Origin of the sequence: Achromobacter sp. Marseille-Q4954, from assembly GCF_943737025.1 — a bacterium.
GTDB lineage: Bacteria > Pseudomonadota > Gammaproteobacteria > Burkholderiales > Burkholderiaceae_B > Achromobacter > Achromobacter bronchisepticus_A.
This window is the reverse complement of sequence record NZ_CALSFQ010000003.1, coordinates 491,830-516,116: the sequence shown is the minus strand read 5'-3', so window position 1 is coordinate 516,116 and position 24,287 is coordinate 491,830. Positions and strand designations below refer to the sequence as shown.

Below are 24,287 nucleotides of genomic sequence, written 5' to 3'. Positions count from 1 at the left end.
CGGAGGTCCGATGGATGAACGGCCTGACGTCTATCCCTGGTGGAACGAGGACGAGCAGGCGCTCTACGCGCGCCTGGGCTGCACCAGCCAAGGCCTCGACTCCCAGGAGGCATCCCGCCGGCAGGCATTGGCGGCGCCCAAGCCGCGGCTTGCCCGCCTGCGGGAGGGCGCCGTATTTCTTCTGCGCCGATTCGCAAGCCCGCTGGTTCTCATCCTCCTGATCGCCGGCGCCGTCTCGGCGTCCCTGGGAGAACTCGGCAACGCCCTGATAATCGCGGGCATCGTGCTGGTGAGCGTCACGCTCGACGCCTACCAGGAAAGGCGCAGCGCCCAGGCCGAGTTGAAGCTCCAGCAATCCGTCGCGCAAAAGGCCACCGTGCTGCGGGACGGCCGCAGCATTCGCATCCCCGCCACGGCAGTGGTTCCGGGCGATCTGCTCGCGCTCGAGGCCGGGGACATCATCGCAGCGGATGCCTGGCTGGTTTCCAGCCGCCATCTGCAGGTCAATCAGGCCTTGCTGACCGGCGAGTCCTTCCCCGTGGAGAAAAGCGCCGCCGCCACTGATATCGGGACGGATCAGGCTATCGATGCGCCGCGCGCTGTCCTGGCCGGCACGGCCATCCACAGCGGCAGCGCGACAGCCATCGCGGTGCTCACCGGCGCGCAAAGCGAACTGGGCAGGATCGGCGCCGACATCTCCAGGCGCGCAAAGCCGACGACGTTCGACCTGGACATACAGCGCTTCGGCTACCTGATCCTGCGCCTGACGGTGTTCCTGGTCCTGTTCGTCCTGCTGATCAACGCTCTGTTCCATCGGCCATGGCTGGAGTCCTTTCTTTTCGCCATCGCCCTGGCCGTGGGACTGACGCCGGAACTGCTGCCCATGGTGGTGTCGGTGACCCTGGCCAGAGGGGCGATCAGACTGGCGCGCAAGCACGTCATCGTCAAGCAGCTTCCGGTCATCCAGAACCTGGGCACCATGGATGTGTTCTGCACGGACAAGACCGGGACGCTCACCGAAGCGCGGATACGCCTGGACCGGACCGTGGATCTGGAGGGCAGGCCCAGCGCAAGCGCGGCTGCCCTGTTGCAGGTGAACAGCCGTTACCTGGCGGGCGCCAAGAACGCCCTGGACGAGGCGGTGCTGTCCGCCAGCGGCGCGCCCCTGGACGCTTGGACCCTGCTGGCCCAGCTGCCGTTCGACTTTGACCGGCGCTGGGCGGGAACGCTGGTGCAAGGGCCGCCCGGCGTCCGCCTGATCGTCAAGGGCGCTCCGCAGGACGTGCTGCGCCTTTGCTCGGCCTATGCGCCCGGCGGCGACGCCGCGCCCGCTCCCTTGACCGAGGCCGTCCGGCAAACGGCCGGACAGACCCTGCACGACATGGAAAGCAATGGATTCCGCGTGCTCGCGATCGCGTCAAAAGCGATGCCGGCCGCCGGGACCTCGGTGGACAACGACGATGCCTCGGACATGGTGCTGCACGGCTATGCCGCGTTCGCGGATCCGCCGAAACGCGGCGCCGCGTCCGCGCTGAAGGCGCTGCGCGCGCGCGGCGTGCAGGTCAAGGTCATTTCGGGCGACAGCGAACTCGTGACCCGCCATGTCTGCGCGCAACTGCAGCTGCCCGTCGAGGGCGTCCTGACCGGGACGGAACTTGCCGCCATGGACACGGCGACCCTGCGCGGCCTGGTAGAGAAGACCACGCTCTTCTGCCGCATGACGCCGGCGCAGAAGGAGCGCGTGGTGCTGGCCTGCAAGCAGCTCGGCCACACGGTCGGCTACATGGGCGATGGAATCAATGACGCCCCGGCCCTGCACGCCGCGGACGTCGGGATATCCGTGGAATCGGCGACGGACGTGGCGCGGGAAGCGGCCCGCGTCATCCTGCTCAGGCGCAGCCTGGGAGTGGTGCATGACGGCGTCATGGAGGGCCGCCGCACCTACATGAACGTGTTCAAGTACATCATGATGGGTACCAGCTCAAACTTCGGAAATATGTTCAGCATGGCCGGCGCGGCGCTGTTCCTGCCCTTTCTTCCCATGCTTCCGGTGCAGATCCTGCTGAACAATATGCTGTACGACCTGTCGGAATTGCCCATTCCCCTGGACAACGTGGACGCGGAGGACATCTCCTCCCCGCGCCGCCTGGATATCGGCCTGATCCGCCAGTTCATGTTCGTCATCGGGCCGGTCAGTTCCGCTTTCGACTTCATCACCTTCTATCTGCTGCTGCATGTGCTCAAGGCCACGGAAGCCGAGTTTCAGACCTGCTGGTTCGTGGAATCGCTTTGCACGCAGGTGCTGGTCATCTTTGTCATCCGGACCCGGCACAACCCGCTGCGCAGCCGGCCGCAGGGCGCGCTGGCGGCAGCCTGCTTCCTGGTCGTGGCCGCGGCGCTGTGGCTGCCACTGGGGCCGCTGGCCGGCTTCTTTTCCTTCGTATCCCCTGCGCCGCTCTTCTACCTCATGCTCGCCCCCCTGGTCGTCTGCTACCTGGCCGCCGTCCATGAGATCAAGCGCCGGTTCTTTCTTGCGCGGTTCGCGCGCCGGGAATAGCTCCGCGACGCAGCGCATGCTTGATCAATGTCAAGGAGCGCCGGCTCGGCAGGCTCAATATGGAAACGTCGGACTCGACCTACGAGTTGCGCCTTTGACGTCCTGGAGAGCAACATGCGCGCGCGGAATCTTATGACCCCAGACCCCTATTGCGTCACGGCGAGAACGCCGGTTTCCCAGATCATGCGCGCGATGCTGGACAAGAACATCAGCGCGGTGATGGTGCTGGGCGACGATGGAAAATTGATCGGGCTGGTCAGCGAAGGCGACCTGGTCAGGCGCCAGGACAGCACGCATCAGAAAAAGGTGGACCACTGGCTGGCCCTGCTCGCCGAAGGCGAGGCCTTGAACCTGGAGTTCCTGCACAGCCTGCAACTGGGCGAGCAGACGGCCGCCTCTGTCATGAGCAGCCCGGTCATCACGGTGGAAGAAGACACGGAACTGGCCCAGATCGCCGACCTGATCCTCAAGCGCGGCATCAAACGCGTCCCGGTTACCCGCAGCGGCAAGCTGGTCGGCGTGGTCAGCCGCAGGGACATCCTGCGCGCGCTGCTGGACCAGGAAGGCTGAGCACCCGAAGGGAGGCATCATGGAGCGCATCGGAATCTTCTTTTATTCGCGCACCGGCACCGCCCGCGCGACGGCCGAGCGCCTGGCCTCCCTGAGCGGTTGGCCGGCCTATGAGATCCGCGATGCCGTCCCCAGATTCGGCCTGAGCGGCGACTGGCGCTGCATCGTCGACAGCCTGCTCAAACGCTGCCCGGACGTGCGCTATGAAGGCCCGGCCCTGGATAGCTTCGACCACGTCATCCTGATTGCGCCGGTCTGGCTGCGGTCGCTGGCGGCGCCCATGCGGGCCTTCCTGAAAATGCAGGGACGCTTGATCAAGGCCTACTCCGTCATCTGCGTCATGTCCGGATTCGGCGGCTTTCGCGCCGTGGACGACATTGCCACCCTGGTCGGGTCCAAGCCGCGCTCGATCCTGCTCCTGAAACAATACGACGTGCTGGCCGAAGAGTGCGACGCGTCCCTTTGCCGCTTCCGGGAGCAAATCCGGGCGGCGGCGCCGGCGGCATGGGACGACCCGGTATTGCCCGCCGTCGATTGATCGCTCCCCTTTTACAAGGGCTAGTGCGTTCGTATTACCTCGCTCTCACCAGTAGCGCGGCGCGGGAATGTGTGCTGCAATAATTTTCTATCCGCCTCAGGGCTGGCTCCTCGCACGTTCCCGCAATGAAGCACACGTTCAGCGCGCCGCCACTGCTCGACATCATTCAATCCGCTACCGAGCCGATTATCACGATAGACGAGCGCCAGCGCATCGTGATGTTCAACCCGGCCGCCGAGCGCGTCTTCCTTTGCCTTGCGGACGACACCATCGGGGCGAACCTCGACACCCTGATTCCCGTGCGGTTTCGCACCGCCCATGCCCGGCACGTCGACCGATTCAAGCTCACTGGAATTTCCGAACGCCAGATGGGTCTGGGCGGACCGCTATGGGGCCTGCGGTCCAACGGCGAAGAATTCCCCATGGAAGCCTCCATTTCCCAGACCAGGACGGAGGCAGGCGTATTCCTCTCCATCTTCCTGCGGGACATCACCGAGCGCCAGCGCGTCGATCAGGCGCTGCGCGCGTCCCGCGACGAACTGACCCGTCTTTCGAACGCCTTGCTGCATGTGCGCGAGCAGGAGAAAAAGCACATTGCCCGGGAGTTGCACGACGATCTCGGACAGACCCTGACCGCGCTGACCATGGAACTGTCCCAGCTGGAAGCCGGCTTCGCCCCCGACGACAACGACATGCGCGCCCGCGTGCGCGCCATGCGGCGCCTGATCAAGAAAACCTTCGCTTCGTTGCGGCGCATCGCTTCCGACCTGCGCCCGGTCATGCTGGACGATCTGGGGCTTGCCGCCGCGGTCGAATGGCTGGTGGCGAATTTCGTTTCCCGATACGGTATCGACGTGGAAGCGCAAATCGACATCGGGCCGGCCGAGCCCGGCAAGCCTGTAGCCACCACGCTGTTTCGCGTGGTCCAGGAGGCGCTGACCAATATCGCCAAGCATGCCCAGGCCACCAAGGTGCAACTGCGGCTGCGCTGCACGGAATCGACGTGCGAGCTGACCGTCCAGGACAACGGCGTGGGCGCCGCCCCGGAAAGCCTGGCCAAGAAACTGCCCTTGTCGCTGGGACTGCAAGGCATACGCGAACGGGTCCGGCTGCTCAACGGCGAGGTCACGATACACACGCGGAAAAAAGGGGGCTTCCGCCTGCATGCGCAGATGCCCGCGCAACCCCCGGAATCCAGCTGGGAGGCCGCGTGATCACCGTCATTCTGGCCGATGACCACACGCTGCTGCGCGCGGGGCTACGACGCCTGCTGGAACATGCCGGCGACATCTCGGTGGAAGGCGAGGCCGGCAACGGATCAGAAGCCTTGAAGCTGATGGCCCAGCGCCCGTGGGACCTGCTGGTGCTGGACATGTCCATGCCCGGCCGTGACGGCGTGGACCTGATCCGCCAGATCCGGCATGAGTACCCGAAAATCCCGATACTGGTGCTGACCATGCATGGGGAACAGCAGTACGCCGTGCGCGCGATCAAGGCGGGAGCAGCGGGATATCTGACCAAGGACAGCGCCGCCGAGGAGCTGGTGGAAGCGGTGCGCAAGGTCGCGGGTGGAGGCCGGTACCTGAGCCAGTCCCTGGCCGAGAGCATCGCTTTCGAACGGCACGGCGATACAGGCGCCCTGCCCCACCTGTTGCTGTCCGACCGTGAACTGTCGGTATTCCGGCATCTGGCCTCGGGCCTGAACAACTCGGACATCGCCCGGCTGCTGTTCCTGAGCGTCAAGACCATCAGCACCTATAAATGCCGCATCCTGGTCAAGATGCAGCTGCGCAACCAAGCCGACCTGGTGCGCTATGCAATCCGGCACCGGTTGATCGACGACAAGGACAGCCCGGACGCCTGAACCGCCGCCGGAGCGCGGCAGTCAACCCAGGTAGGAATATTCCTACAGCCGTAGGTAAAGACCACGCCAATCTGGCGGGATGCGCCGATAGCGCGAAGCGCCACGCCCACGCATACTGGGTCCGTACATCCGCGGGGCATGCGCCCGCCTGCCCCACGCGGATTTCCGGCAGTCCGACTCAGTGAGGCGCCATCATGGATACCCTCTCGCCGTTTTCCGCAACCCGATTGCCATTACGCGCCGAGGTGATGGGCGATTGCGAAGTCTGCCCTCTCGCCCGTATCTGCCACGCCGGCACAGACGCAGGCCTGGCGCCTGCGGCCACGCCCCACGCCCGCCGGCTGGTCCATCAGGGCGAGGCCATCTATCGCGCAGGCGACCCTTTGCAGAATCTGTACCGGCTGCGCTCCGGGTCGGTGAAAATCCGGGCCACCAATCCGTCCGGGCTGGAACAGATCACCGCCTTTCCCGTCGCTGGCGCCGTGCTGGGACTGGACGCGATCGAGACCGGTACGCACACCAGCGATGCGATCGCCCTGGAGGATTCCCTCGTCTGCATCCTGCCCTTCTGCGAACTGATGGGAAACTGCCGGCAGGACTTCATCGCCGCCCAGCAGTTCAACCGGCTGATCTCCCATGACATCAATGAAGGCCGCGAGCTGCTCATGGCCCTGGGGTGCATGACCACCGAGGAACGCGTCGCGCACTTCCTGATAGGCATATCCGAGAGAATGGTGGCAAACGGGTACTCGCCCCGCGAGTTCATTCTGAAGATGACACGCCAGGACATCGCCAATCATCTGGGCATGAAGGTGGAAACGGTGTGCCGGGTCTTCGCGCGCATGCAGGATGCAGCCCTGGTCAGCGTGCGCAGAAGGCAACTGGAAATCCGCAACATCGAAGCGCTCCGCAAGATCAGTTGCGGGTGACCGCAGGCGGACGCGCCGCCATCCCCGTAAAGTTGGCCGCGAATTGAGTTTCGTCAAGCCGGTCCGGGCAGGAGATCCTATTCTGAACAGGTCGCGCCCGGCGGACGCCGTTGCGGCGCTCCCTCTACCCTCGCGGAGGAACTCGTCATGCAACCGGATTACGAGCCCTATGTGGCACTGTACAAGTATGGCCTGAATACTGCGCTGGCCATGGCCGAGAACTATTTCGACAGCGCCCGGCAGCTACGCGCCCTGCAGCTGAAGACCGACAAGGAAATGCTCGCCTTCGCGCAGCAGGCGCACGCCGAATTGGAATCCATGTCCACAGTAGCCGCAATTTGTTCCTATCAGCAGAAGCTGGCCGCCGATCTGCTGGGGCGTGAACTGGACTACCTGCGCGAGATCGAGAAGATCGCCCGCGCGGCATCCGCCTCTGCGTCCGCCACCTTGAGGGACAGCAAGAATCCGTGGCAGGAGCGGGTCTCGGAGGTCGCGTTCGACGTCGGCCAGTTTCTCGCCAACGGCAACGCGATGAGTTCCGCCGGCGGCAAGAATGCGTAGCGTCAGGAATTGGCAAACTGAAGAAGGTCCGTTCCAGGCGCTGAACCATTGGAAAGAAGCGCTGATCGCGCAGGCTACGGGCGGAGGCTCGCCGGCCGCGTTCGCGCTCGCGCTCGCCGATTGGTGGATGCACCTTTGCACCGCGCCCGGCAAGCAGCTCGAACTGGCGTTGAAATGCGGCACTGAAGCCGCGGCGCTGTGCCGGCACGCCGCCCTGCCCTGGACGGGCGTGAACCGAAGCGCTTCCACGCCCGCGGCCGACAGCGCGCAAGCGCCGCCGGCCTGGCAGCGCGAACCCTTCAGCCTGTGGTTGCACGCATTCCAATCGGCGCGGCTATGGTGGATGGACGCCACCAGGGATGTACCCGGCGTCGCCGCCCACCACGCGGATCTGGTGTCGTTTTGCGCGGCCCAGTGGTGCGATATGTTCTCGCCAGCCAACTTCGCGTGGTCCAATCCCGTCGTGCTGGAACGATCCCTGGCCGAAGGCGGCCGCAACCTGATTGCCGGCCAGATGAACTTTCTTGCCGATCTGCAGCGCAGGCTGAGCCACGCCCCCGAGGAGGGGACGGAGCGCTTTCAGGTAGGCACGGACGTGGCGGTCACGCCCGGCGCGGTCGTCTTCAGGAATCATCTCATCGAATTGATCCAGTACGAGCCGTCGACCGCCACGGCGCACCCCGAGCCGATACTCATCACCCCTGCGTGGATCATGAAGTACTACGTGCTGGACCTGTCGCCGGGAAACTCCCTGATCCGGCATCTGGTCGCGCAGGGTTACACGGTGTTCTGCATCTCCTGGCGCAATGTGGATTCGCGGGACCGGAACCTGTCCCTGGACGATTACCTCCACATGGGCTTCATGGCTGCGCTGGACGCCGTCTGCCGCATCGTGCCAGGCCGCCGCGTGCACGCCGTGGGCTACTGCCTGGGCGGTACCCTGCTGTGCATCGCCGCCGCCGCGATGGCGGGAAAAAAGGACGACCGCCTGGCCACGCTCACGCTTCTGGCGGCGCAAACCGACTTCACCGAACCGGGCGGACTGGGACTGTACATCGATGCCAGCGAGGTGTACTTGCTGGAAAGCCTGATGTGGGCGCAGGGCTACCTTTCAGCCGGCCAGATGTCCGCCGCGTTCCAGGCGCTGCGGCCCGTCAGCGATACGGCCGCGCGCGCCGTGCGCAGGTATCTGCTGGGCGAGCATACGGCGCCCAATGACCTGATGGCATGGAACGCGGACTCCACCCGCATGCCTTACCGCATGCATGCCGAGTATCTGCGCAAGCTCTTCCTGAACAACGAGCTGGCGGAGGGCCGCTACCAGGTCGACGGCCGCATCATCGCCCTGCGCAACATCCGCGTGCCCATCTACGCCCTGGGCACCGAAAACGACCGGATCGCGCCGTGGCAGTCCATCTACAAGATCCACTACCAGACCGACGCCGACATCCGCTTCGTTCTCGCCAGCGGCGGGCATAACGCAGGCGTCGTCAGCGAGCCCGGGCATCCCGGGCGCTGGCACCGCGTAAGGGAAGGCGAAATGGACAGGCTGCGCCTCGGCCCGGACGAATGGGCGGCCGCCAGCACCCTGCGCCCCGGATCTTGGTGGCCCGATTGGCATGCCTGGCTCGATGCCCACTCCGGTCCCGCGCAGCCGGGCCTGCGGCCCCTGGGCGAGCCCGGGGCCATCGGCGCCTCCTTGACGCCTGCCCCAGGGCGCTTCGTGCTTCAGAATTGACCAGCAGGGTTGCCGCGGCGGCGCACGATCAAGATCTTCAGGGCGCGGCGTCGCAAGCCCCGTTCTCCTGTGCGCACATGAAGACAGGCACCTTGATGAAAAGAATGCCTTTCAGCGCGAGCCCCCGCACCAGCCCGGCGTCCGACAGGATAAAACCCGCAATCGGCTCGATGACCAGATTGCGTCCCGCCATGGCGGTCTCGTCCAGGACCTGGATGGTTCCGCTCGCGCCCTCCACCCATCCGGGGGCAGCCTGGAACGCCCGCAACGCCTCGTAGTTGGAGAAAAACAGGATCAGCGCCTTTCCGTCCAGCCCAAGCACCGAACCCGGGGGGCTGGCCATGGCGTTGTAATAGCTGCGCCCTCCCACCGCGTCGATCAGCACGCCCCGGCCATAGGCCATGCCCAGGATGCCGCCATCCGCATGCAGCGCAGGCACGACCAGCACTCCAAAGGAACGCGCAACCAGCGCCTGCGCTTTGCGCGATTGAAGATAGAGACGCGATAGCGCCGCCTCCGCCTCCTGGTCCACCCGCTTGAGTACGGCGGGAGACACCGACGAGAGCGAATCCGCCGGCTGTCCAAAGGCGATTTCAACCGGCACGATGGCCAGGAGGAGTTGAAGCCATATGGCAAGGACGCGGGTCTTCATGAGTCCTCCAGGGTTGCGGCGCATTCCGGCTCGCGGCTGCGCGGTTCATCACGACGCCCGCTGGCGTTTCAGCGTGCGCCCTTGTGGTCCTTCTGGCCGGTATTCTTGTGCCGCCCCAACAACTCGGCCGTTTCGGCCTTCTGCCGCTGTTGCTCGGCGTTTTCCTTGGCATCCGAACGCGCCTTTTCCTGTTTGGCGGGTGGGGTTTTGGCAGGCTGTTGCATGTTGGTCTCCTGGACATCGGGGCGCGCCGACTGGGCGGCACATTGATAAAGGCGTAGATGAAAACTGCGGACATCGCCGCTAGGCATCCCCCGCCGGCAGGCCGCGGGCATGTATCCCATCTTGAGCCTTCCACCGGCGTTCTTGTTGACCAAAATCACAAACTCGATGCCGGCGCGGCGGCGACCGGCCGGACCGCGCAGGGTACGGAGCGGGTCGGATCGGCACGCCGCTGAACAGGCGGCAGCTCGCCCAGCGTGACGGGCGTCGAGGCCTTTCAAGGAATCAAGACTGCCGTTGCTTGGATACGACCCATGCGGACATCGTCCAACGCCGCGTTCGCCTCTTCAAGAGGATATATGCGCACGTCGCACTGCACGTCGGAGGCAATGGCAACATCCATGAACTCCCGCCCATCGGCACGGGTCAGGTTGGCCACGGATACAAGCTGGCGCTCCTCCCATAGCAGTCGGTACGGAAAGGACGGAATATCCGACATATGAATGCCGCCGCACACTACGCAACCTCCCTTGCGTACCGCTTTCAGCGCCGCAGGGACGAGATCCCCCACTGGCGCGAAGATGATGGCGGCATCCAGTTGCTCCGGCGGGTCACTCATGCTGTCTCCCGCCCATACGGCGCCGAGCGCGCTGGCCTGCTGTTGGGCAGGAAAATCCCCTGCCCGCGTAAAGGCGTAGACGTGCCGGCGCTGCCAGGCGCAGACCTTCGCCACTATCTGGCCCGCGGACCCGAATCCATAGATGCCAAGCCTCTGCGCTGGCCCCGCTGCCCGCAGCGCTCGCCAGCCGATCAGCCCAGCGCACATCCAAGGTGCCATTGAGGCCGCACTCCGGTCCCGAGGCACCGGAAATATGTATCGTGCGTCTGCGATCAGGTGCGACGCAAAGCCGCCAGCCCGCGTATAGCCGGTGAATTCCGCGAAATCGCAAAGGTTTTCTCGCCCCGACAGGCAATAGCCGCATTGGCCGCAAGTCTTCCCCAGCCACGCCGCGCCTACGCGCAGCCCCACCATGTCCGGGTCGACGCCTGCGCCTGCCTGCTCTATGACGCCTATCACCTCGTGCCCGGGCGTGACCGGATAGCGCAGGCCCGGCAGCTCGCCATCCACCACGTGCAGATCGGTGCGGCAGACGGCGCACGCCTCGACCCTCAGCCTCACCTCGCCGCCGCCCGGCTCGGGCGTGGCGCCGTGCTCCAGGGTCAGAGGCTCGCCCGCGGCCCGTTGCACCATGCTTTTCATGGCGGGCGCCCTGGTCGGCCGCGGCGTCGGCCTAGCCGACCGCCAGCTTGTCCTGCACTTCGACCACACCGGGCACCGCCCAGGCCGCCCGCTCCGCGGCGCCACGTTCGACCCAGCTATTGACCCGGCCGCTCAGTACGACCTTATGGTCATGCACGCTGACTTCCACGCGGTTGGCCTCGACCAGCGCACTGTTCAGCAGCGCTTCCTCGATCTTCCGCTTGACGTCGCCCGCGTGCACGGACGGCGCCACTTCGATCAGGTTCGATATGCCAGTCACGCCTGAAAGCTTGTGGACCGCGTGCGCCGCCGCTTCGCGTTGATAGAACCACTCGACGGAGCCATTCAACGTCACCCAGCCCTTGTGCACGGACACCTGGACCTTGCCATCGGGAATCGTCGAATCCCAGGCAATGATGCTGAGCGCCCGCGAGGCGATCTGGTCGTCCGCAAGCTGCTTGTCCGCAGCCATCCGCACCTCGATCTCCTGAGCGATTCCGCGGACTCCCTTGACGCGTTGAACCGTTTCCTCGGCGGCCAGTTTCTGCGCGAAAGTGCTGACATGCCCCGTCAACGTCACTACGCCGTTCTCCGCCACCACGCCTATGTGCAGATTATTGACGCTGGGCTCGAATTCCAGCGCCCTCTGCACCCTGTCCCGCAGTTCCGCATCGATCATGGTGCTCTCCTGAATGCTCGCGGTTGAACCAAGCCCAGCCCAATTCGGAATCGCCGAGCCCGGTTGCGGCCATATGATGATTCCCCATTCTTGGCCTGGGCCTCCCAGACATATTGATCCATGCCCGCGGGCTCTCGTTGATTTTTGTCATGCAAATATGGGGGCAAAACCGCGGCGGCTGCCCGTCCCGGGTCAAGACGCCTCGCCTCGCGCCATTCTTGACAACGGTCAATATTCCGGACGCGCACCCTCCGATACTGAGTATCCGTTCCCCCACTACGCGGAGCTCCAGCATGTATCAGAAAATTCTTGTGCCCATAGACGGCAGTCCGACGTCCGAGCTGGGCCTGAAGGAAGCCATACGAATCGCGCGCGCCACGGGCGCCAGCCTACGCTTGATTCATGTCATCGATGAACTCTCGTTCGCCTTTACGGCCGACGCGTACAGCTATCGCGCGGGCGAGCTGTTGGACCTGGTCCGAAAGAACGGCGCAAAGGTGCTCGAAGCGGCGCTGGAGAAAGCCAAGGCAGCGGAGGTGGAAGCAGACACGGTGCTATATGAAAACCTCGACAGGACCGTTAAGCAAAGGGTGCTGGACGAAGCCTTGGCGTGGAAGGCGGACTTGATCGTCATCGGCACGCATGGACGCCGGGGACCGAGCCGCCTGGTGCTGGGAAGCAGCGCCGAGGGCATCATGCGCGGCGCCGCCGTACCTGTGCTGCTGGTGCGCGCCCCCGAAGGCGGCGCGTAGGTCCCAGGGGCTCCTGTGCGCTTGCCGCAGGAAATCTGTGCGCGAGTGATGGCCGACCGTTATGCCGGGCCGGACGAGGTCTCGGCGCGGCAGATCTACCGGCGGGTGGCTCGCGCATTGTCCAAGGCCGAGCCTGCGGAGCAGCGCGCCGCCATCGCGCAAGCCTTTCTGCGGAACATGACGCTGGGCGCGATCGGCGCCGGCCGCATCATGGCCAACGCCGGCCGGGACATCCACGCGACCATGGTCAACTGTTTTGTGCAACCGGTCGGCGTCGGCGCACCCGGCCTGTCCTTCGAGGCCGGTCTGGATGAGGCCTGCAAGACACTCGCCATGGGCGGCGGAGTCGGCTATGACTTTTCGGCGTTGCCGCCAGCATCGGCCGATCCAAAGGCCCGGGACTCCATGCCCGGCGTCTGCGCCGCGATCGACAGGTACGACGCGGCCTGCGCTGGCCTGACGTTTCAAGGCAGCAGGCGGGGCGCGCAAATGGCGGTGCTGGCCTGCAATCACCCCGATATTTTCGAATTCGTGCGCGCCAAGCATGGCCGCACACGATGGTCGACATTCAATATTTCGGTCGCGGTGACCGATGCGTTCATGACCGCCGTCCAGCAAGACGAGGCATGGTCCTTGCTGCACCCTGCGCTACCCGATGCGCGCAGCATTTCCTTGGGTGCAGCCAAGCTGGTCTGCGGGCTATGGCGGTATGGCCAGGTACCCGCCCGCACGCTCTGGCGCGCCATCGCCGGTCAGGCCGTGCACAGTTCGGAGCCCGGCATCCTGTACATCGACACCATCAACCGCGCCAACAATCTGCGTGCAATCGAAACCCTACGGGCCACCAACCCCTGTGGTGAACAGCCTCTGCCGGACTATGGCGGCTGCGTGCTGGGTCCGATCAATCTCACCCGCCTGGTCAGGCATCCGTTCGGCCTGGGCGGGCAGCCGACGGTCGACCTGAAACGATTGGGTCAGATGGTTCGGACACAGGTACGCATGCTGGACAATGTGATTGATTTGACCGAATGGCCGCTTCCCGCTCAGGCGGCGCAAGCGCATTCCAAGCGTCGGATTGGGATAGGAGTGACCGGCCTGGCGGATATGCTCGCCATGATGAAACTGCGTTACGACGGCGAACCCGGACGATCGGCAGCGAGAGCCGTCGCACGCTGTATTCGTGACCATGCCTACGCGGCATCTGCCGCGCTGGCCGCGCAACGAGGACCATTTCCCCTGTATCGCCCCAACGATTACCTGGCCGCGGACGCGATCGGCAGCGCACTCCCTGTGGCGGTCCGGCAAGCGATTGCCGCGCATGGCTTGCGCAACAGCCACCTGGTTTCATTCGCACCTGCCGGCAGCGTCAGCCTTGCCTTCGCGGATGGCTGCTCCAGCGGCATAGAACCCGCCTTCGACTGGGCATATCGGCGGCGCCTTCAATTGCAAGACGACAACACAGCGGAAATGATCGTGGAGAACCATGCATGGCGGCTTTGGAAACACTCCCAGCCTCCCGGCTCGCCAATTCCCGAGTACTTCCGAAAAAGCGCGGATATCGCGCCGGCAGACCACCTGCTCATGTTGGCGGGCATGCAACCATTCGTAGATGCCGCCATCTCAAAGACCGTCCCAGTACCCGGCAATTATCGTACGGAGGACGCGCAAGAATTGTTCATGCTGGCTTGGAGAATGGGGTTGAAGGGCCTGACAGTGTTCCGGCCAGATGCGCATTTGGCCGCGGTAATGACCTCCTCGGTCAACGTATCAGCATCTGAATGTCCAACGCGTAGTCCCGATACCTGCGGCTAGCGCAGTCACATGGCTCCGTAGACCACGGTCTCGGTCAAGCTCGAACCGTGCGCTGCCGGTATTGATCGGCGCATGCAACAGGAGGGCGCGCGCGCCCTCCCCCGCGCAACCCGCCCTTTTCGCTACGTTCCCGCCAGGGAGGATGGAATGATCTTGCGCTCCATCAGCACCCCCAGCCAGTGCTTCACGCATGCCTCGGTGTCATAGGTCTGCGTGAAGCCCGCCTGCTTGATCTTGACCGTACTGACAAATGCGGGCGCGGGTGGGGTCTTCAGGCCATAGCCGAAACGGGCGTCGGCCGAGTAATGGGATTCGCCAAGGATCTGCGCCATGCTCAGGGGCCGCAAGCCATGCTGCTTGACGATCTCATCCCACAGGGTTGCCCGGCTGGGCAGGTATTCGGCCAGGCGGACAGGCTGGTCCGGGCCGGCTTCGACGCCCAGGAACTCCGCCAGGGACGGCCACAGGTCGTGCCAGCTGAACACTTCGCCGTTGGTAAGGTTGTAATGCTCGTTCCAGGACGTCGGATGCTCCGCCGCCCAGACGCCCGCATCGCCGATCAGACGCGCATCCACGGCTTCACGCGGATAGGAAATGTGGCCGGGATAGCAGAACGGCTTTCCTTCGGCGCGGCATACCGCCGCGTAGACGCCGATGACCGGCACGGTATTCATCGCCACGCCCACATTGGGGCCCAGCACGATGGTGGGTCGGAAGATCGTCCAGCCAAAGCCGCTCTGTGCGGCCTTTTCCCGGATGTAATCTTCCTGGAACCAGTATGAGTTCGGATGATCGTCGCGGGGCTGGCGTTCACGCGCCGGCGTGCGGATGGGATGCAGGTGCACGCCATAGGCCTTGGTGCCCTGCAGCACGCTGACATGCCGCAGCCTGCCGCTGGCGGCCAGCGGCTCGATGACGTTCCTGATCATGCTCAGGTTGGTGGCCATCTGCTCCGGGTCCCGCCAGCCGGCGATGAGGCCAGGCTTCTCATAGACCGCCGCATAAAACACGTGCGTGGCTTCTGGCATGTCCCCAAAGGCGCGACGGCACGCCTGCGCGTCCTGCGCGTCCTGCAGATCGACCGGCAGATAGGTGTACGGCCGTTGGCTGATGATCTCCGGACGCCGGCGGGAAACCGCGACGACGTCCCAGCCCGCGTTCAGGAATGAGTCGACGGCAGCGGAGCCGACCAGCCCGCTGGCGCCAGTAACGATAACGGTGCGTGACATGATTCCGTCAATCCATGACCAGGTTGATCTGCTTGAACAATTCCTTGAAACGGACGTACTCGTCCGCCATGCGCTTGCCGAAGTCCGCCCGGCTGTCCGCTGAAGGAACGATACCCAGGCCGGCGAATTTCTCCTGCGTTTCCGGGTTGTTCACGGCCTTGACGATCTCATCGTGGAGACGGTCCAGGATCGCTTGCGGCGTACCGGCGGGCGCGACGATGCCGTACCAGGCGACGCTTTCCGCGCCTGGCAGTCCGGCTTCGGCGACGGTGGGGACGTCCGGCAGCAAGGGCGAACGCTTGGCATCGGCCACGGCCAGGGCGCGCAACTGGCCGGACTTCACGAACGACAGGATGGGCGGCACGCCGCTGATGACCATCTGGGTGCGCCCGCCCAGGGTGTCGGTGATCGCATCGCTGTTGCCCTTGTATGGCACGTGCAGGATTTCGGTCTTGGACAGGTGCTGGAACAGCTCGCCGGCGATATGACCGCTGGTCCCGACGCCAGCCGAGGCGTAGTTGACCTTGTTCGGATTGGCCTTGATGTAGGCAATCAGCTCCTGCAGGTTCGTCACCGGAATCGACGGGTTGACCAGGATGACGTTCGGTCCCGTGGCCACCAGGGCTACCGGCGCCAGATCCTTGAGCGGGTCATAGGGCATTTTGCTGCGGGCATTGGGATTGACCGTGATCGGCCCCGCGGAAGCGAAGCCGATGGTGTAGCCGTCCTTGCCGGACTTGGCGACGATGTCGGTGGCCAGGTCGCCGCCGGCGCCCGGCTTGTTCTCGACGATCACCGGCTGGCCCAGCTGCTCGGCCAGGGGTTTGGCCACCAGGCGCGCGATGATGTCGATGGAACTGCCGGGGCCGAAGGTGGCGATCAGGCGTATGGGGCGCGCGGGGTAGGCATCGGCGGCCTGCGCGCCCGTGACGGCGGCCAGGCTCAGGGCCAGGCCGGCGATCAATCGGAAAGGAATCATGATGTTGTCTCCCATGGATGGTGGTTTTTTATGTGGATCGAATTCGTGGCGCGCGGCTCAGTCTCTGTGCGAGTACATCCGCTTGCCGGGATGCGGCAGCCGGGCGCGCAGAATGACGCCCTGCTCCGCTTCGGTGATGAACAGGGAACGCCCGTCCTCGCCGCCGAAAGCAACGTTGGTGGTGCGCAGGCCCGCGCAGGAACGGATGCGGTAAAGGGGTTCGCCCAGCGGGCTGAACAGCCACACAGTGCCCGCCTGTGCGTGGACGATGGCCAGGTTGCCGGCCTCATCCAGGGCCATGCCGTCCGGCCCGGCCGTGCTGCCCGATAGCTGGATGAAACGGCTGGCCTTCTTCATCTGGCCGTCCGGTTCCAGCCGCAGCGCGTAGATGGCGTTGTCGTGCGTGATGGCCACGTAGAGCACGTTCTCGGCCTTGTTCATGACCAGACCGTTGGGGCCCGCCAGACCATCCATGATGAGGTCCACCGTCTTGCCGTCGGCGCGCAGGCGGAACACGCGGCCGGTGGGGTTTTCCAAGGCGCTTTCACCTTGATCGGTGAAGTACAGGTCGCCGTTGGAGGCGAAGAACAGATCGTTCAGGCCCTTCAAGCCTTCCCGCCGCACATGCTGCAGGTAGGGCCGGATGCTGCGGGTCTCGGGATCCAGGAGCATCAGGCCATGCAGATGGTCAGCGACGAAGATGCGGCCGTCGCGATGGATCTTCAGACCATTGGGTTCGCCGTCGTAGGTGACGACGACCTCGAAATTGCCTGCCGGATCCACGCGCAGGATGCGCCCATGCGCCAGATCGACGCACCAGAGATTGCCCGAGCGATCGAAAGAAGGCCCCTCCAGAAAAGAGTGCATCTTCACGTGGCGCGCGGCGAGCCAGGTCGAGGCCTGATCGGTCAGGTGCAGGGATTCGGGCAGCCGGGCGTAGACCTCGGTGCCCATGGGTTCAGCGGGAGGGTACATTGCGGTTCCTTTCAGGATTGCGGTGGGCAGGCCGGAAGTTCGATCCCCAGCATCAACGAACTAAGCGACTTGCCATGGGGATCCAGGCGCAGCGAGCGCGTGACGCCGCCCGACAGTACGTTCGGAATGACGAAGTTCAGCGCCCTCAGGCTTTCGACCTCATAGCGCCTCACCTTCCCTGCTCCCAAATGGGCAAAGGCCTGCTCTACGCGTTCGGCCGTGAGCGCCTGGCGCAGCAGGCGCCAGGCGTCCTCGTCGTAGGCAATGACGGCGATGCTCGAGGTATTGCCCTTGTCGCCGGCGCGCGCATGCGCCAGGTCATGAACCAGAATGCCCATGCTCAAGCTCCCACCGTAATGACTTCGGGCGTGACCCAGTCGCGCGGAATCAACAGGGCATCCACGGCTATGACCTCCTTGGCGCCCAGGTTGACGGGACCGCCCGCGCCATAAGGCCCTTGCATGTTCAACTGCCGCACGTGGTCCCCCAACAGGTGGGCGCTCTTTTTATCTGGACAGCGCGCCGACACGCGCAACCGGACTTCGTAGGGGTGGCCGGCGACGGCCTCCGGATGATCGCCATGCAGGCTGCTGATGCCGATCAGGTCTACCTGGATCTCGCTGGCCGCGCCGCCGTCAAGCCGGAACCGCTCTTTCACCGTGTCGGCCGCCAACCGCGCCCGCGCAATCGCGTTCACGCCCGCATAGGCCACCTCGCCGGTGCCTATCCACCCATCGAAGTAGCCGACCACGACCTTGTAGCGATCGGTCCGCGGCGCGGCGCGTATGCCGCGCACGGCCACCCGGTCCGCGTGCTGCTCCTCAAAATGCAGGCCTTCCAGGCTCAGTACGCAGTCTGGCGTCACGTAGGCCGCGGGATCATGGATTTCGTACAGCGCCTGCTCGGTGCAGGTCATGCGGTCGAGGCGGCCGCCCGAGCCAGCCGGCTTGCCTATGTACAACTCGCCGTCGCCGTAAAGATCGGCATAGGGATAAGCCAGTTCGGCCAGGCGGGGAACGTCTTTCTTGCCTGGGTCGGCGAAGTAGCCGCCGGTGATCTGCGCCGAGCACTCCAGCAGATGGCCCATGATGGTGCCCGCCGCCAGCTTGGGCAGGTCCTGGTAGCTCCAGCCGTGATGATGCAAGGCCACGCCCAGAAACAGCGAGGGATCTGCGACCCGGCCCGTCAACACCACGTGCGCGCCGGTGGCGAGCGCATCGCGGACCACGTCGGCGCCCAGGTAGGCATTCGCCGACGCCAGTTGCGGCAGGATCGCCTCCAGCGGCAGATCGCGATCCAGCAGGCGCAGTTCGGGATGCAGGCGCACGCGGTCGGCCACGTCGTCGCCGACTACGGCGGCACACTTGAGATCCTGCCATCCCAAGGCCTGACCGATGTCCAGCGCGGCCTGCGCGGCGCCGGCCGGGTTGGCCGCGCCCATATTGGACACCAGCCGGACGCCTTTCTCCCGGCACGCCGGCAGGAAGGCGCGCATGCGCTCCTCCAGCATCGGGTTGTAGCCGTGAGCGCCGTCATGCTTGCGCGACAGCGTTTCGCGCGCGATGGTCCGTTCGGCCAGGCATTCGCACACCAGGTAGTCGATATCGCAGTCTTCCAGCAGCGGCATGGCCGGACCGATGCGGTCGTCCGCCATGCCGGCCCCTACGCCGATGCGCAGCCGCTTGCGCGGTTCATTCATGTCTGTCTCCATCCGTATTGCTACTTTGCGGCTTAGTATGCTGCGGCCAGTCTGATCTGAAAATTGATATATTTATATCTTCGTAATAACTTAAACGCATCACGCCGGCCATGACCCTGACCATTTCCGAACTGGAGGCGGTGCTGTTGGTGGCGGAAACGCTCAACTTCCGCATGGCCGCCGAACGCGTGCCTATTTCCCAGCCGGCGCTCAGCCGGCGCGTGCAGGCGGCGGAACAGAAGCTCGGCGCCAAGCTGTTCGACCGCGACAAGCATGGCGTGGCGCTGACCTCCGCCGGTGCGGAACTGGTACCGATTGCGATGCGGATGCTGTCGGAGTTCCGCGATTCGCTTAGCGATCTGTCCGAATTCATCGCGGGCCGCCGGGGCAGCATCAACATCTGGGCGCTCCCCTCCGTCGCCTCCGCCCTGCTGCCCGCGGCGACGCGCGCCTTCCAGAAGTCGCACCCTCAGGTGCGCCTGAACATCCACGCGGTTTCCGCGCGCCAGATCACGCAAGCCGTATCGGAAGGCAATGCCGACATCGGCATCTCCATCGAGGTTCCCGACCAGCCGGCCAGCGTGCAATTCACGCAACTACTGAAAGAGAACTTCGTGCTGATCTGCCCGATAGACGACCCGCTGGCGCAACGCAAGCGCGTGGATTGGAGCGTTTTCGCCGACAGGCCTTATGTGGCGAGCGGCCCCGCCAGCAGCATCCGCCAAGTCACCGACCAGATTCTGGCCGCCTCCGGCCGGCTGCCGGAAATGAACTACGTGTCCGACAATATTTCTGTCGTGGGCGCAATGGTGGCGGCCGGCGTGGGCATAGCGGCGGTGCCGCAGCTGGCCCTGCGCCTGATGGACACCTCGCGGCTGTGCAGCGTGGCGCTGCACTCGCCCACCGCGTCGCGCAACATCGGCATATTGCTCAAGAACCAACGGTCCCTGTCGGCGGCGGCGCTGCGCTTCCTGGACACTTTGCGGCGGACGGATCCGAGCTAGGAGCGCGGCGCCAGCTGGGTCTGCACACCCGTTCCGACCGGATTCAAACGATCCGCGATCTCGCGCTGCACACGCCACAGATGGACACGCATGCTCTGCTCGGCCGCATCCGGCGATCGACTCGCAATGGCTTCCGCGATTGCGCGGTGTTCCTGGTCACGCATCTGTATGCGCTCCCGCGTGGTTTGCGTCGTGGCGGGAATATGCAGGCGCTGGTCCGCGCCGACGTGGCGCAAGAACGCATAAAGGCTTGCCGCCAGTTGGTTCCCGGAGCTGTCCGCCAGCAATTTGTGGAACGCGATATCCCCGGTCGAGCGCGCAACCCCTGACGGCGTTGTGGCGGCTTCCAGGATTTTGGCGATCTGTACCGGCGAGGCCCGGATTGCGGCCAATCGCGCGATCGCCGGCTCCAGCACCATGCGCAGTTCGATCACCTCAAGCGCATTCGTCTCCTGGACCACGACATCGCCTTTGAGGATGGGCGGATCGTTGCGACGAATGGCCGGCCGCGGCAGTTCGGACGCCTCGCGCATCTTGTCCAGGGCAAGGCGCAAACGATGACGATTGACGTCCAGTTGCCCGGCGAGAACCCGCTCGGAAGGCAGTTCCTCCCCCTTGCCCAACAGCGCTCGAATCTGCGTGATCAACCTGCGTATGTCATTGGAAACCTCGGGTTGGCGGGTGCGTGCCATTGTTCCCTCGCGTCATGTTTTCGCAACCATCTTAGATTCGAAAACGGTTGAATCGCAATAAAAATAAACAACCGGTTGATAATTTTGATAAATCGAATTTTTCCACATAACCAATTGTTTTATATCGTCTTTTTATAAATAAAAAGCACGACAAGCGGAGACCTTAGGGGTTTTCCATATCGAACCACAAATACCGTTTACACAACCATTGGTTGTTATTAGATTTGTTCCGCCATGTGGTTAATCAATAACTTTCAAGGGGAACATGTATGCACGGAACCCGTCCCGTCAGCGGCACTCGCGAAGCGGATTTGTTGGCCATGTATGAGCAGATCGAGCGGAGATCGATGTTTCCGTTCTGGGCGCGCGAGAACGAGGCGCACGACGACATCAAACAGCTCGTCAGCGGCCCCAAGGCCGTGCCCTTCCGCTGGTCGTACAAGGAAGACATCCAGCCCCTGCTTGCCGAATCGGCGCGGCTGATCTCGACAGAAAACACCGACCGGCGCTCACTGATCCTGGTCAATCCGGGCCTGGCCCCACGCCGCGCGACTGTGTCGACCCTCTACACCGCGTACCGTCAGAACGATCCCAACGAGATCATGCCCCCGCACTCGCACACCGCGAGCGCCATCCGCTTTGGACTGACAGGCCAGCAGAACTTTACCGGCGTAGAGGGTGAAGACATCACTTTCCTGCCGGGCGACATGGTGCTCACGCCGCGCGACACCTGGCACAACCATGGCAATCTCGGCAACGAGTCCGCCATCAATCTATCGGTGCTTGACTACCCGCTGGTCGAAAACCTCAACGCGCTGAGCTTCAAGCACGACTACCAGGAGAACGGCGCAGTCGTGCGCAAGCAGAGCGCCCGCTTCCAGACCGAGTATTCGCGCACGGTCTATGGCGTGGGAGGCCTGACGCCCCGCTTTATCGACCATCGGCGCGGCGGCGGCGACTCATCGCCCATGTTCGTATATCGCTACGACGCCATGCGCGAGCTGCTCTACCGCTTCCGGGACTGGGACGAATCGCCGCACGAAGGCTTGCTCATTGAATATACGCATCCGTTGCGGGGCGGCCCGGTGTACCGGACGATGACCTTCTTCATGCAAATGGTCCGCCCCGGAGAGCAGACCCTGCCGCTGAAGCAGACGGCCAATCTCCTGGTCGCTCCGTTTTCCGGACAAGGCGCGATGACGATCGGCGACGAGAGCTTCCCGCTCGAGCCCTTCGATACCGTGGCCGTGCCCAGCGACACCTGGGTCCAGTACCGCAACGACCACACCGAACCATTGATCCTCTTCATCGCCAGCGACGAGCCGGCGCTGCGCGCAATGGGGCTTTTCCATCAGTGGGGCCGCACCGCGCAGGGCGACCTCATTGAGTTGGTCTGAGGAGACCCGTCTTGGCTAAAGCTTGGAATACCTCGTTGGTGGCCCATGTGGACTGCGAGGGCGGCGGGCAGGTCTGGGTGGAAGGGAACACGATGTTCGTGTCCCATATGCGGCCACCCTATGGCACCTCCATCTATGACGTGGCGGATCCGCGGCGGCCCCGGCTGCTGGCCTCGCTCGAGGTGCCGATGGGATGGCATTCGCACAAGGTCCGGGCCAAGGACGGCCTGATGATCGTCAACTATGAAAAGTTCCGCGCCGGCGCGGACGATTTTGGCGGCGGACTGGGCATCTACGACGTCAGCCGTCCGGACCGCCCCCGCCTCATCAAGCACTGGAAGACGGGAACGGAGGGCGGAGGCGTGCATCGCTACGACTTCGATGGCCGCTATGCCTACATTTCGCCCACGGCTCCCGGCTTCGTCGGCAATATCGTGAAGATACTGGACCTGCAGGAACCATCGCGTCCCGAAGAAGTGGGAAGCTGGTGGATCCCTGGCCAGAACATGCAGGCCGGCGAGGACTATCCGTGGGACAACTATGTTCCGCCCCGCTGCCACCACCCGCTGCGCATGGGGAACCGGCTGTACGTGTCCTATTGGCACCACGGCATGTTCATCCTGGATATCGAGGACTTGTCGCGCCCCAAGCTGGTATCGCAATTCAACACCGGCCCGGCGCATCCTCATCCGACGCACACGGCCCTGCCGATTCCCATGCTGTTGAAAGGCCGGCAGATCCTGGTCGTCGCCGATGAAGACGTCGCCAAGCTGCGCCCGTCTCCACCAGCCTTCACCTGGCTGTTCGACATCACCGACGAACGCCAGCCCATTCCGGTCTCGACGTTCCAGGTCGATGGCGTCGATCCGGACGGCACACCCAAAGAACCCATGTCGGGCTGTCACCAGCCCGCCGAACGCTTCACGGGCAGCGTCCTGCCCTTTGCGTGGTTCGCGCGCGGCTTGCGGCTGGTCGACATCAGCGATCCCTTCAGGCCCAGGGAGGTCGGCTATTACGAGCCTGACACGCCCGCCGGGTTCGAGCGGGTCTCGTCGAACGACGTTACGACCGACTCGCGCGGCCTGCTCTATCTGCTGGACAGGCAGCGCGGGCTGGACATCATCGAAAGCTCCGTCTACGGAAACTGACATGACATATCTACAGCAAGCCTTCGGCAAGAAGAATCCCAACCTCCCCTTCCATCCAGCCGTGCGTGCGGGTGACTTCGTCTTCGTGTCCGGCCAGGTCGCCAAGGATGAGAACGGAGTCATGCAGGAAGGGACCATCGAACAGCTGACTCGCAGCACGATCGAAGCAATGCGCCGCGCCTTGCAGAGCGCCGGCTGCGACCTGGCGGACGTCGTCAAGGTCACGACCTACCTGGAGGATGCGCGCGACTTCGGCCGCTACAACGGCGTCTTCAAGGAGTACTTCCCAGACGGCATGCTGGCGCGCACCACGGTGGAAGCGCGCGCCGTCATCGACACCAAGATAGAGATCGAATGCATGGCCTACAAGCCGCTTTGACCGCAATCGGACAACAAACACACTCAAGGGAGTTGCATCATGTTGGAAGTTCTCGGCCGCGCCACGTCCGGCAATGTTCAGAAAGTACTGTTCCTGCTCGAGGAGCTGAAGGTTCCCTACGTGCGCAAAGACTACGGCAAGACATTCGAAGGCACGACGCTCACCGGGGAATACAAGGCCATCAACCCCACGCAGAAAGTGCCAACGCTGCGCGACGGTGACCTCCACATCTGGGAATCGCACACGATCCTGCGCTACATCGCCAACACGCACGAGGGCGAAACCCTGTACCCCGCCGACCCGGCGGCCCGCAGCCAGGTCGAGCGCTGGATGGACTGGACTTTGGCATCGCTGAACGTCGCGTACCTGGCGGGTTTCAAGGAAGCCAAGCTGCCTCCCGAAGAGCTGACCGAGGCCGCGGCGAAACTGTTGAGCGCGGAACTAACCCTGCTCGATGGCCACCTGGCGGGCAAGACCTGGGTGGCGGGCGACGCGATCTCCCTGGCCGATATCTGCCTGGCCCCGCTGGTCCGGCGCTGCCTGAAGTTCCCGCACGCCAAACCCGAATTGCCCAACCTGAAGGCATGGATGAAACGGGTCGAGGACAGACCGGCCTTTGCCACGGCCGTCGCGGCCGGTTGAGGTCGGCC

Annotated in this window: 25 protein-coding genes; 15 read left to right on the top strand and 10 right to left on the bottom strand. The window is 64.3% G+C overall.

Annotated elements, in window-relative coordinates:
• Positions 1–10 precede the first annotated feature (10 nt).
• From mgtA to NGK62_RS27815, 8 genes are all read left to right on the top strand, one after another.
• Positions 11–2,557 (top strand): magnesium-translocating P-type ATPase, encoded by a 2,547-nt coding sequence (gene mgtA / locus NGK62_RS27850; RefSeq protein ID WP_251881316.1) that lies wholly within the window; start codon positions 11–13, stop codon positions 2,555–2,557.
• Between the two features lie 132 nt (positions 2,558–2,689).
• Positions 2,690–3,127, top strand: coding sequence for a CBS domain-containing protein (locus NGK62_RS27845; protein ID WP_240633388.1), 438 nt, complete (start codon positions 2,690–2,692; stop codon positions 3,125–3,127).
• Between the two features lie 19 nt (positions 3,128–3,146).
• Positions 3,147–3,665, top strand: a complete 519-nt coding sequence (locus NGK62_RS27840; protein ID WP_059371798.1) for a flavodoxin family protein — start codon at positions 3,147–3,149, stop codon at positions 3,663–3,665.
• A 125-nt stretch (positions 3,666–3,790) separates the two neighbouring features.
• Positions 3,791–4,879 (top strand): PAS domain-containing sensor histidine kinase, encoded by a 1,089-nt coding sequence (locus NGK62_RS27835; protein WP_251881314.1) that lies wholly within the window; start codon positions 3,791–3,793, stop codon positions 4,877–4,879.
• Positions 4,876–5,529 carry a response regulator gene (locus NGK62_RS27830; protein ID WP_059371796.1) on the top strand — a complete coding sequence of 218 codons (654 nt, stop codon included), beginning with the start codon at positions 4,876–4,878 and terminating at the stop codon, positions 5,527–5,529. Before NGK62_RS27835 ends, NGK62_RS27830 begins: the two co-directional genes overlap by 4 nt.
• 194 nt (positions 5,530–5,723) lie before the next feature.
• The gene (locus NGK62_RS27825) at positions 5,724–6,458 is read left to right on the top strand and encodes a helix-turn-helix domain-containing protein (RefSeq protein WP_223283457.1); all 735 of its coding nucleotides are present in this window, start codon (positions 5,724–5,726) and stop codon (positions 6,456–6,458) included.
• A 147-nt stretch (positions 6,459–6,605) separates the two neighbouring features.
• Positions 6,606–7,019, top strand: coding sequence for a hypothetical protein (locus NGK62_RS27820; protein WP_251881312.1), 414 nt, complete (start codon positions 6,606–6,608; stop codon positions 7,017–7,019).
• Positions 7,012–8,757: a PHA/PHB synthase family protein gene (locus tag NGK62_RS27815; RefSeq protein ID WP_251881310.1), complete on the top strand. Its 1,746-nt coding sequence runs from the start codon at positions 7,012–7,014 to the stop codon at positions 8,755–8,757. Before NGK62_RS27820 ends, NGK62_RS27815 begins: the two co-directional genes overlap by 8 nt.
• A 37-nt stretch (positions 8,758–8,794) precedes the next feature.
• Here the strand turns inward: NGK62_RS27815 and NGK62_RS27810 are convergent, their stop codons facing one another.
• The 4 genes from NGK62_RS27810 to NGK62_RS27795 all read right to left on the bottom strand — a co-directional run bounded on the left by NGK62_RS27810 (position 8,795) and on the right by NGK62_RS27795 (position 11,571).
• A complete protein-coding gene (locus NGK62_RS27810) occupies positions 8,795–9,409 on the bottom strand; it encodes a lipid-binding SYLF domain-containing protein (protein ID WP_125471108.1) in 615 nt (204 codons plus the stop codon).
• Between the two features lie 68 nt (positions 9,410–9,477).
• The gene (locus tag NGK62_RS27805) at positions 9,478–9,912 is read right to left on the bottom strand and encodes a hypothetical protein (RefSeq protein ID WP_251881309.1); all 435 of its coding nucleotides are present in this window, start codon (positions 9,910–9,912) and stop codon (positions 9,478–9,480) included.
• On the bottom strand, positions 9,909–10,892 hold the full coding sequence (locus tag NGK62_RS27800) for a zinc-dependent alcohol dehydrogenase family protein (protein WP_251881307.1): 984 nt from the start codon (positions 10,890–10,892) through the stop codon (positions 9,909–9,911). Before NGK62_RS27800 ends, NGK62_RS27805 begins: the two co-directional genes overlap by 4 nt.
• A gap of 31 nt (positions 10,893–10,923) precedes the next feature.
• Positions 10,924–11,571, bottom strand: a complete 648-nt coding sequence (locus tag NGK62_RS27795; protein ID WP_251881305.1) for a BON domain-containing protein — start codon at positions 11,569–11,571, stop codon at positions 10,924–10,926.
• A 293-nt stretch (positions 11,572–11,864) separates the two neighbouring features.
• Between NGK62_RS27795 and NGK62_RS27790 the strand changes: the two genes are divergently transcribed.
• Together NGK62_RS27790 and NGK62_RS27785 are read left to right on the top strand one after the other, a co-directional pair.
• A complete protein-coding gene (locus NGK62_RS27790; RefSeq protein ID WP_118933806.1) occupies positions 11,865–12,323 on the top strand; it encodes a universal stress protein in 459 nt (152 codons plus the stop codon).
• A 15-nt stretch (positions 12,324–12,338) separates the two neighbouring features.
• The gene (locus tag NGK62_RS27785; protein WP_353506930.1) at positions 12,339–14,135 is read left to right on the top strand and encodes an adenosylcobalamin-dependent ribonucleoside-diphosphate reductase; all 1,797 of its coding nucleotides are present in this window, start codon (positions 12,339–12,341) and stop codon (positions 14,133–14,135) included.
• Positions 14,136–14,257: 122 nt separating this feature from the next.
• On the opposite strand, the gene NGK62_RS27780 is transcribed toward NGK62_RS27785, so the two are convergent.
• Genes NGK62_RS27780 through NGK62_RS27760 form a run of 5 tightly spaced genes read right to left on the bottom strand, consistent with a single transcriptional unit; the run spans position 14,258 to position 19,017 of the window.
• On the bottom strand, positions 14,258–15,364 hold the full coding sequence (locus tag NGK62_RS27780) for an SDR family oxidoreductase (protein WP_251881301.1): 1,107 nt from the start codon (positions 15,362–15,364) through the stop codon (positions 14,258–14,260).
• 7 nt (positions 15,365–15,371) lie between these two features.
• Positions 15,372–16,343, bottom strand: coding sequence for a Bug family tripartite tricarboxylate transporter substrate binding protein (locus NGK62_RS27775; protein WP_118933829.1), 972 nt, complete (start codon positions 16,341–16,343; stop codon positions 15,372–15,374).
• Positions 16,344–16,400: 57 nt separating this feature from the next.
• Complete coding sequence (locus NGK62_RS27770; protein ID WP_251881299.1) at positions 16,401–17,318, bottom strand: SMP-30/gluconolactonase/LRE family protein; 918 nt, start codon at positions 17,316–17,318, stop codon at positions 16,401–16,403.
• An 11-nt stretch (positions 17,319–17,329) separates the two neighbouring features.
• Positions 17,330–17,656 (bottom strand): AtuA-related protein, encoded by a 327-nt coding sequence (locus tag NGK62_RS27765; protein WP_059371786.1) that lies wholly within the window; start codon positions 17,654–17,656, stop codon positions 17,330–17,332.
• 2 nt (positions 17,657–17,658) lie between these two features.
• Complete coding sequence (locus NGK62_RS27760; protein ID WP_118933802.1) at positions 17,659–19,017, bottom strand: acyclic terpene utilization AtuA family protein; 1,359 nt, start codon at positions 19,015–19,017, stop codon at positions 17,659–17,661.
• Between the two features lie 110 nt (positions 19,018–19,127).
• Between NGK62_RS27760 and NGK62_RS27755 the strand changes: the two genes are divergently transcribed.
• Positions 19,128–20,021, top strand: coding sequence for a LysR family transcriptional regulator (locus NGK62_RS27755; RefSeq protein ID WP_059371784.1), 894 nt, complete (start codon positions 19,128–19,130; stop codon positions 20,019–20,021).
• Here NGK62_RS27755 and NGK62_RS27750 read toward each other — a convergent pair.
• On the bottom strand, positions 20,018–20,713 hold the full coding sequence (locus NGK62_RS27750; RefSeq protein WP_059371783.1) for a FadR/GntR family transcriptional regulator: 696 nt from the start codon (positions 20,711–20,713) through the stop codon (positions 20,018–20,020). The genes NGK62_RS27755 and NGK62_RS27750 overlap by 4 nt on opposite strands.
• Before the next feature lie 269 nt (positions 20,714–20,982).
• Between NGK62_RS27750 and NGK62_RS27745 the strand changes: the two genes are divergently transcribed.
• The 4 genes from NGK62_RS27745 to NGK62_RS27730 are packed head-to-tail and all read left to right on the top strand — an operon-like array spanning position 20,983 to position 24,279.
• On the top strand, positions 20,983–22,110 hold the full coding sequence (locus NGK62_RS27745; protein WP_059371782.1) for a cupin domain-containing protein: 1,128 nt from the start codon (positions 20,983–20,985) through the stop codon (positions 22,108–22,110).
• 11 nt (positions 22,111–22,121) lie between these two features.
• Positions 22,122–23,258 (top strand): LVIVD repeat-containing protein, encoded by a 1,137-nt coding sequence (locus tag NGK62_RS27740; protein ID WP_059371781.1) that lies wholly within the window; start codon positions 22,122–22,124, stop codon positions 23,256–23,258.
• 1 nt (position 23,259) lies between these two features.
• Positions 23,260–23,637 (top strand): RidA family protein, encoded by a 378-nt coding sequence (locus NGK62_RS27735; RefSeq protein ID WP_059371780.1) that lies wholly within the window; start codon positions 23,260–23,262, stop codon positions 23,635–23,637.
• Positions 23,638–23,676: 39 nt separating this feature from the next.
• The gene (locus NGK62_RS27730) at positions 23,677–24,279 is read left to right on the top strand and encodes a glutathione S-transferase family protein (protein WP_059371779.1); all 603 of its coding nucleotides are present in this window, start codon (positions 23,677–23,679) and stop codon (positions 24,277–24,279) included.
• Positions 24,280–24,287: the final 8 nt, after the last annotated feature.

Excerpts from the sequence above, each read along its gene's own strand:
- mgtA (WP_251881316.1), top strand. The coding sequence starts at position 11 with ATGGATGAACGGCCTGACGTCTATCCCTGGTGGAACGAGGACGAGCAG.
- NGK62_RS27845 (WP_240633388.1), top strand. The coding sequence starts at position 2,690 with ATGACCCCAGACCCCTATTGCGTCACGGCGAGAACGCCGGTTTCCCAG.
- NGK62_RS27840 (WP_059371798.1), top strand. The coding sequence starts at position 3,147 with ATGGAGCGCATCGGAATCTTCTTTTATTCGCGCACCGGCACCGCCCGC.
- NGK62_RS27835 (WP_251881314.1), top strand. The coding sequence starts at position 3,791 with ATGAAGCACACGTTCAGCGCGCCGCCACTGCTCGACATCATTCAATCC.
- NGK62_RS27825 (WP_223283457.1), top strand. The coding sequence starts at position 5,724 with ATGGATACCCTCTCGCCGTTTTCCGCAACCCGATTGCCATTACGCGCC.
- NGK62_RS27820 (WP_251881312.1), top strand. The coding sequence starts at position 6,606 with ATGCAACCGGATTACGAGCCCTATGTGGCACTGTACAAGTATGGCCTG.
- NGK62_RS27815 (WP_251881310.1), top strand. The coding sequence starts at position 7,012 with ATGCGTAGCGTCAGGAATTGGCAAACTGAAGAAGGTCCGTTCCAGGCG.
- NGK62_RS27810 (WP_125471108.1), bottom strand. The coding sequence starts at position 9,409 with ATGAAGACCCGCGTCCTTGCCATATGGCTTCAACTCCTCCTGGCCATC.
- NGK62_RS27800 (WP_251881307.1), bottom strand. The coding sequence starts at position 10,892 with ATGAAAAGCATGGTGCAACGGGCCGCGGGCGAGCCTCTGACCCTGGAG.
- NGK62_RS27795 (WP_251881305.1), bottom strand. The coding sequence starts at position 11,571 with ATGATCGATGCGGAACTGCGGGACAGGGTGCAGAGGGCGCTGGAATTC.
- NGK62_RS27790 (WP_118933806.1), top strand. The coding sequence starts at position 11,865 with ATGTATCAGAAAATTCTTGTGCCCATAGACGGCAGTCCGACGTCCGAG.
- NGK62_RS27780 (WP_251881301.1), bottom strand. The coding sequence starts at position 15,364 with ATGTCACGCACCGTTATCGTTACTGGCGCCAGCGGGCTGGTCGGCTCC.
- NGK62_RS27775 (WP_118933829.1), bottom strand. The coding sequence starts at position 16,343 with ATGATTCCTTTCCGATTGATCGCCGGCCTGGCCCTGAGCCTGGCCGCC.
- NGK62_RS27770 (WP_251881299.1), bottom strand. The coding sequence starts at position 17,318 with ATGTACCCTCCCGCTGAACCCATGGGCACCGAGGTCTACGCCCGGCTG.
- NGK62_RS27765 (WP_059371786.1), bottom strand. The coding sequence starts at position 17,656 with ATGGGCATTCTGGTTCATGACCTGGCGCATGCGCGCGCCGGCGACAAG.
- NGK62_RS27760 (WP_118933802.1), bottom strand. The coding sequence starts at position 19,017 with ATGAATGAACCGCGCAAGCGGCTGCGCATCGGCGTAGGGGCCGGCATG.
- NGK62_RS27755 (WP_059371784.1), top strand. The coding sequence starts at position 19,128 with ATGACCCTGACCATTTCCGAACTGGAGGCGGTGCTGTTGGTGGCGGAA.
- NGK62_RS27750 (WP_059371783.1), bottom strand. The coding sequence starts at position 20,713 with ATGGCACGCACCCGCCAACCCGAGGTTTCCAATGACATACGCAGGTTG.
- NGK62_RS27745 (WP_059371782.1), top strand. The coding sequence starts at position 20,983 with ATGCACGGAACCCGTCCCGTCAGCGGCACTCGCGAAGCGGATTTGTTG.
- NGK62_RS27735 (WP_059371780.1), top strand. The coding sequence starts at position 23,260 with ATGACATATCTACAGCAAGCCTTCGGCAAGAAGAATCCCAACCTCCCC.
- NGK62_RS27730 (WP_059371779.1), top strand. The coding sequence starts at position 23,677 with ATGTTGGAAGTTCTCGGCCGCGCCACGTCCGGCAATGTTCAGAAAGTA.